A 6,073-nucleotide genomic window follows, 5' to 3' on the forward strand; every position below is an offset into this window, starting at 1 on the left:
TGAAGTTACGAATCAGTGAATTCACTGGTGTTGTCTCTGAAGCGGTATTGGTAAATGAACGTTATCTCCATGTTGCAGTAGCAGGTAGCTGGAACCAAAAATTTGTAGTAACCATTTCTTTAAGTAACGGAGCATCATTAACTCTACTTCCCTTTGCTTTTGAGCCTGATAAATGTTTATGATATTTTAATAGGGAGTAGGGAGTAGGGAGTAGGGAGTAGGGAGTAGGGAGTAGAGAGTAGGGGGAATAAACAAGGAACAAATGACAACTAATCATCAAAGTAGTTTTAGACTAAATATTTGGCAAGCTGATTCATCCTGTCTGTTTTATTTACGGGGTAATCACGGACAGGAAGTCTCCGCAAAGTTGGACTATCCAGCTAAAGTAATAGACTGTTATGAAGAGTGGCGATACCTTTACCTCCAGTTTTACCCGAAATTGCGAGCAAGAGAATTATCTAGTGGTGCCATCACACCAGTAGTCGATGACTTGGGACATGAATTAGAAGAAGCAAAAGAGATATTTCTGGATGTTTTTCAACGGTGGTTAGGTCAATTACAGACTATTCGAGAAACAATTCAACATCAAATTTTCACTATTGCTAGAAAGGAATCACAGTCAAATAAGACAGCAGAAGCCTATCGAGAAGTAGCTATTTTTATAGCCTGCGATTCTGTGGAATTGGCACGGCTTCCTTGGGAAGCATGGCAGTTGGTTCTAGAGGATATCCCCAGTGGAACCATTCGGATTACCAGGATTCCGATGACCACTCAGGGAGAAACAATAGCGCTAGATAATAACCTGCGCCATGGTAAACCTCGGATTTTAGCGATTTTGGGGGATAATACAGATCTGAATTTGGAGAAAGATAAGCAGGCTGTTAAGTTGCTCAAAGGAGTTGCTCAAGTAGAGTTCTTTGACTGGCAACAGCAAGAGGATGGGGTTAATCTTAAAGCAGCACTGGCGGCAGAAATAACGGATGAAAGGGGGTGGGATGCTCTATTTTTTATGGGTCATAGTGATGAAACAAAAGTTACTGATGGAAAATTAGCGATCGCGCCAGAGCAGTTGGTATCTATCAGTGAAATAAAGGAATACCTAACTACTGCTAAAAATCAGGGACTTCAGTTGTGCGTCTTTAACTCCTGTAATGGTCTAAAAATAGCGAATCGGTTGGCTGATTTAGGATTGCAAGTGGTGATCATGCGGGAGGAAGTTCATGATAGTGTTGCTCATGTATTTCTCAAAGAATTTTGCAGCCGCTTAGCTCAGTATCAGGATGTCCAGGAAGCAATGCTGGCAGCTTGTCGCAATTTACAGGTAGGTGAGAAGTTTGTTTATCCATCAGCTTACCTGATTCCTTCGTTTTTTAGTCCCTATGGTGCTAAGCCATTTCGGATTGAGCCTTGGGGTTACCAGAAACTACTTCAGCAGTGGCTACCTAAACCAAAAGAAGCGATCGCATTAGCTAGTGTGCTTTTAGTTAGCGCTATGGTTCCTGTACAAGACATGTTGCTAGATGGGCGAACGTTTCTTCAAGCGGTCTATCGCGATAGCACAAACCAGTTTCCTCGGGATGGGTTATCCTCCGCCAAGCCACGCTCTGTACTGTTAATTGCTATTGATCAAGACTCAATCAATCAGGCGCAACTGGAGATAAAAGGCTTTAAAACCCAGCCGATGGAACGGGAATACCTTGGCAAATTAGTCAGACAACTCTCTAACTCAGGCGCTAAGGTAATTGGAATTGATTATCTGCTGCATACCCAAGAACCAAGAGAGGAAAAACTGGCTAGTGCGATTCAATCCGCTGTCAGTCAACAGGATACCTGGTTTGTCTTTGGGGTCAATCAGGATAAAAATCGCAAGGTGTTTCCCAAAATTGCTAGCCCTAAATGGAGTCTACAAGGGGATATTACCTTTTTCCGTTGGGATATGGAACTCCCCCAGGATGCCACCTGCAACAAGTCATGTCCTTTTGCCTATCTACTGGCTCTATCACACCAGTTGCACCAACAGCCAAACCACGGGATAGGATTAAATCCTAATGTTGAAAGTACCACCAACTTTCATCAGCAAGTTAGTCAGTATCTTCAGCAAGTCAGTAGCCAGGATAATGCGATTGGCCGTAGGCCACGCTACGCGAACGCATCTCTCAAACCAAAGAATCTACCTTTAGGGATGCGCTATATTATTGACTTTTCTATTCCTCCAGAACAGGCTTATGAGCACAAGCCTGCTTGGGAATTCCTCAAAAGTGACTTTCCTAACATTGAGCAGCAAGTGGTTATCATTGCCTCTGGGGGATATGATGAAGCAGAGGATAATTTTTCTCTACCTCTAGCTATTGAATATTGGTGTCATCCACTGAATCGAACCAGAAAGCCACCAGATACTTGTCCCAAGGTATTTACCGGAGGTGAAGCCCATGCTTACATGGTTCACCATTTTTTATCGCAGCATACAATAAAATTAATTCCCGACAGCTGGATGATTCTATTAGCAGCATTGTTAGGAAAAGGAACAACCCTGGTACTGCTGCAGCAAAAGCCTCAAAAACGACAGCAATCAATATTGATCTTAGTTGGTGCTACAGCGGTCTATGGAATAATCGGACTACAGGCTTATATCTCAGCTTCTATTTTAATTCCTATAGCTTTACCATCCATTATACTCTGGTTTTATATTATTTAGTTAATTATTAATTGGTAATTATTAATTTAATTCCCGGCAAGCCTTTAACATTTAAATCCTATGTATCGATTAATTAGAGTCTTTTCTCTACTGCTAATTACTGGAACGATGAGTATTAGTTTTCCGACCTCATCAGTATCAATTGCAGCTTCGTTTACCAGTCAAGGGAATCAAGTAGCGAAAGCAGTGAGTCAAACCAAACAGAAAACACAATCTGTATGGGCTAAGATCCGAGATATTTTTCGTAGGAAGAAAGATGAAGCAGGTACCCATGGAGAGTTTTGTTCAATTTCTCCTAATATTGCTGCCTATCGCACCTGGAGTGACCAACCTCTATTTGCTTGGGAAGGAAGTGTTAATATCATTCAAGTTCGTTCCTCTCGCTATGGAAAAGCCTTATGGTCTTATCAGGTAAACGATAATCAGACTAGTGTTATTTACAATGCTGATGGTAAAGGTCAGCCACTTCAACGAGGTAAAGAATATTATTACTGGGTACAGTATAACACAACTGATAATAATGGACAACTAATTACAGATACCGAAACTATTCCCTTTCAAGTTATGGGTGGTGAAGCGTATCGGATTATCCAAGCTGAATTGCCAGCTGAGCATAAAACTGCTCAGCTGGCGAGTTACTTTGCTGATCAGGATCTTTTCCTAGATGTGGTACGAGTGATTTCCGTGTTTGGGGACTTAGATAGTTGGAAAACTAATACTGAGGAATTATATCAAGAGTTTTGTGAGTAGTCAAGGGCGAATTTATCTATCTTAAAAATTACTGAAAAATCAATTAGTCTGACTCCTGACTCGAAGCTCCTCAATCAGAGGATAGTTTGTTATGTCGAAATCAGGTATTATCAGTCTTCACAATTCATAATTTTTAGTTTTCATAATCTAACGATACTAGTCTTAACTACAGGAATTAGACAGCAAATATACCTGTAGTTAAGACTACATATAGTTGTTTTTGACTATTTTTGCCTAAGTCCTAAACTAGTTTCATATTTCCTTAAAGCTCTCTTCACAACTTCCTTGATTATATTGATAATAACTTGATACAAGTTGTCCGGAGCATTTGATAAGATCATTATAATCAACGTCACTTGATTGTTTTTACAGAAACCTGGAACGGCATAGGAAGCTATAGTTATCAACTTCATTGAGGAGTTTGAGGGAGCTCCTGAATTATATTAGCGCTGTTAGTTATAACCTCTCGTTGCTAGGGAATTGATCAACTACCAATCTAATCAGCCATTAAAGTTAATTTTTGTTTGAACAGTCATTAGTAACCAAATGTAGTCGAGATAATATAAAAATGAAAAAAAAACTTGCCAAAATTGTTAATAATGCACTCACCAGTGTTGCTCTGTGTATTGCGATCGCATCTTACGTTTATAAAGCAGAGGCTGCTCCTGTGTTTCTAAATCTTTCCTGGGAAGGAATTAATGGGTTTACAGTTGAATTTATGTTCAGGTTCGACCAGCAGTTTGTACTGGGATTTTAAGATAAACCCTCCTAAATAGCCTCAAAAGCAGATGCAGATCTAGCGTCTATCAGCAGTATTTCCTTCTCTTGATGCAGTCGCTGCTGCACTTGGGTTTCGGTCATTGTGGTAGCGCCGACGTATGTCTGAGATCTTGCACCATTGTCATTAATCGTAGTCATTAATCGTAGGGTGGGCAGTGCCTACCAACGCGCTTTGCAAGCTTCATTATCTGTCTGGTGCACTGCCCACCCTACATGAACCTTGGGTTTCGGTCATTGTGGTAGCGCCGACGTATTTCCCTAGCTCTGGTTGGCTTTCAGGGGATTTCGAGTTTAGAGCCTTTGAAAGTACCACTAGGAGCAATCGTTACCGAGAATAAAGTATAGCGCTCTGCCCAGGGAATAAGAAATAGTTAAAGAAACTGACCCCGGCGTGGGGAGATCGCCATCTTCCCATCTGCATCTTAGCGTGCTACTTTTACGAATTGGTATTATGAATTGATATTATTTCGGTGGTGCGTTCCAGGGTAAAATAAAATCTACTAATGAGTCAAACAAAATGGTCTAACCTTTACAAATTAGAAGACTGGTGGTCTGTATGGATTGGTCTGCTGTTATTGGGGACAGTGTTTAGTGGCATCATAACCGTTGTGCCAAAGATGCCCAAATGGAAAGGGATAGATCTATTATCGGCACTCCCCTGGGAATTGCTTCCTAAACTGGCATTGCTCGCCATTGGTTTATGTGCTCTGTTTACCCTTGGCAACCTGGTAATGAAGGGAAAAGAAGGCAGAAACATGATACCAGGCTTTTTGGTTATCTTTCTTTTAGCAGTTTTATCCTATATACTGGGGAATTCACAGACCGCTAAAGCAATTAACCTCGGCTATGCTTTCTGGGCATTGTTGATTGGACTAATCATCAGCAATACTATTGGTACACCAAGGTGGATGATGCCAGCGGTGCGTACTGAATATTACATCAAGACTGGCTTAGTGATTCTCGGTGCAGAAATTCTCTTTAACCGAATTGTGGAATTCGGACCCTATGGTTTAGCGATCGCTTGGCTGGTTACGCCTATTGTGATCATATTTATGTATCTGTTTGGTACTCGGGTTCTGAACATGCAGCAGAAATCACTGGTGATGGTAGTCGCCACATCCACATCAGTGTGTGGTGTATCAGCAGCTATTGCAGCAGCAGCAGCTTGTAAGGCGAAGAAAAACGAGTTGACTTTAGCTGTAGGGATGACTCTCATTTTTACCGTTGCCATGATGGTGATCATGCCCTTGTTTGTCAAGGCTGTGGGTATGAATGAATTAGTCAGTGGGGCATGGCTGGGGGGAACCATTGATTCTACTGGCGCAGTTGTCGCTGCTGGTGAAACAGTAGGGGAAATCGCTGGTCAAGCTGCTGCTTTAGTAAAGATGATTCAAAATATGCTGATCGGCGTGATAGCTTTTGCGATCGCTTTATTTTGGGTCTTTTGTGTAGAGCGCGAGCCAAATGCTCCTAAACCACAAATGAGGGAATTATGGGTACGTTTGCCCAAGTTTATCTTAGGTTTTATAGCTGCTTCTGTGTTAGTATCCTTTGTTTTTATTCCCTTGATGGGAATGGATACAGTTAAAGGGATTCTTAGTCAAACCAAGACCTATCGCGGCTGGCTATTTTGTATCGCATTTTTGTCCATTGGTCTAGACTCGAACTTTCGGGATTTAGGGACACAACTTCAGGGTGGTAAACCCATGATTCTTTATTTGGTAGGGCAGAGTTTTAACATTGTGCTGACTTTGGCTATAGCTTGGCTAATGTTAAGCGGAATTATTTTTCCTATACCGGAGTTAGCACAGTGATAAACACTATCCGAAAATCCCTAATCTTTTTGAT

General features: G+C 41.4%; 6 protein-coding genes and 1 pseudogene. 6 read left to right on the forward strand and 1 reads right to left on the reverse strand.

Going from position 1 to position 6,073, the window contains the following annotated elements:
- The 4 genes and pseudogenes from F6K49_RS34005 to F6K49_RS34020 all read left to right on the forward strand — a co-directional run.
- A pseudogene (locus tag F6K49_RS34005) lies at positions 1 to 182 on the forward strand (hypothetical protein); the annotation flags it as partial.
- Positions 183 to 262: 80 nt separating this feature from the next.
- Complete coding sequence (locus F6K49_RS34010) at positions 263 to 2,695, forward strand: CHASE2 domain-containing protein (RefSeq protein WP_293018448.1); 2,433 nt, start codon at positions 263 to 265, stop codon at positions 2,693 to 2,695.
- Positions 2,696 to 2,755: 60 nt separating this feature from the next.
- Complete coding sequence (locus F6K49_RS34015) at positions 2,756 to 3,445, forward strand: hypothetical protein (protein WP_293103748.1); 690 nt, start codon at positions 2,756 to 2,758, stop codon at positions 3,443 to 3,445.
- Positions 3,446 to 4,013: 568 nt separating this feature from the next.
- On the forward strand, positions 4,014 to 4,202 hold the full coding sequence (locus F6K49_RS34020; protein ID WP_293103751.1) for a hypothetical protein: 189 nt from the start codon (positions 4,014 to 4,016) through the stop codon (positions 4,200 to 4,202).
- 11 nt (positions 4,203 to 4,213) lie between these two features.
- Here the strand turns inward: F6K49_RS34020 and F6K49_RS34025 are convergent, their stop codons facing one another.
- Positions 4,214 to 4,363, reverse strand: a complete 150-nt coding sequence (locus F6K49_RS34025; protein ID WP_293018454.1) for a hypothetical protein — start codon at positions 4,361 to 4,363, stop codon at positions 4,214 to 4,216.
- Between the two features lie 17 nt (positions 4,364 to 4,380).
- Between F6K49_RS34025 and F6K49_RS34030 the strand changes: the two genes are divergently transcribed.
- Positions 4,381 to 4,563, forward strand: a complete 183-nt coding sequence (locus tag F6K49_RS34030; protein ID WP_293070303.1) for a hypothetical protein — start codon at positions 4,381 to 4,383, stop codon at positions 4,561 to 4,563.
- A 165-nt stretch (positions 4,564 to 4,728) separates the two neighbouring features.
- Positions 4,729 to 6,039, forward strand: a complete 1,311-nt coding sequence (locus F6K49_RS34035) for a putative sulfate exporter family transporter (protein ID WP_293018458.1) — start codon at positions 4,729 to 4,731, stop codon at positions 6,037 to 6,039.
- Positions 6,040 to 6,073: the final 34 nt, after the last annotated feature.

The organism is Moorena sp. SIO3I6 (assembly GCF_010672095.1).